General features: G+C 62.8%; 1 protein-coding gene. It reads right to left on the bottom strand.

Annotated elements, in window-relative coordinates:
• The coding region (locus OP498_RS18410; RefSeq protein ID WP_280554805.1) for a VCBS domain-containing protein at positions 1 to 862 on the bottom strand (862 nt) is incomplete at both ends.

Below are 862 nucleotides of genomic sequence, written 5' to 3'. Positions count from 1 at the left end.
GGTGCTTACTGTCTGCGAGCCATCAAATGCCTGGACCTGGGCCAGCGTGAAGGTGGTCCCGCCGATCACCACGTTCTGGATGCCGTCACTGGCCGACACCGTGAAGCTGCCCGTGGTGGTCTCGCTGTCACTGGCGGCATCGCTGCCATCCGGGTTCAGGCCTGCCTCATAGACCGTGCCATCCGGCCCTTCAGCGACTGCGGTCACCACGGTGGCACCATCATCGGCGCCGGTGATGGTGAGGGTCAGGTCCGCCGTGTCCTGATCACCGTCGGCGTCCGCCATGGTGTAGCTCAGCGCATACGACAAGCTGTCGGCGCTGGTCAGTGCCTGGGTGTCGGGGTCGCTGTTGTCCAGCGTGTAGCTCCAGCTGCCATCGGCATTCTGGACCAGGGTGCCGTAGGTGTTCAGCGCATTGATGGCTGCCTGATTGGCCGCGTCGCTGCCCCAGCCGACAAAGCTCTTCGACTGGTCGGCGTTGGCATCATCGTTGTCGAGCACATTGCCCGATACCACGCTGGTGGCGTCTTCGGTCACTCCAAACGGACCGTCGTCGTTCGCCGTGGGCGTATCGTCGATGGCACGAATCACCAGGTTGTCACTGGCCGTGGTGCCACCCACGCCATTGACCTGAATCGCGAGGCTGTCATCGAAGTGATCCAGCGTGACGGCGTCGTTACCAGTCGCCGACTTGCTGTCGTTGTCGATCGTGGCGTCCAGCGTGTAGGTGTAATCGATGGTGCCGCCAAAACTATCACCGGTGTAGCCATCCAGCGTCAGTGTGCCTTCGCCGGTGCTTACTGTCTGCGAGCCATCAAATGCCTGGACCTGGGCCAGCGTGAAGGTGGTCCCGCCGATCACC

The organism is Halomonas sp. 25-S5, assembly GCF_029889845.1.
In the GTDB taxonomy this organism is placed as follows: domain Bacteria; phylum Pseudomonadota; class Gammaproteobacteria; order Pseudomonadales; family Halomonadaceae; genus Halomonas.
The sequence above is the reverse complement of the archived record's forward strand: the minus strand, read 5'-3'. Positions and strand labels throughout refer to the sequence as shown.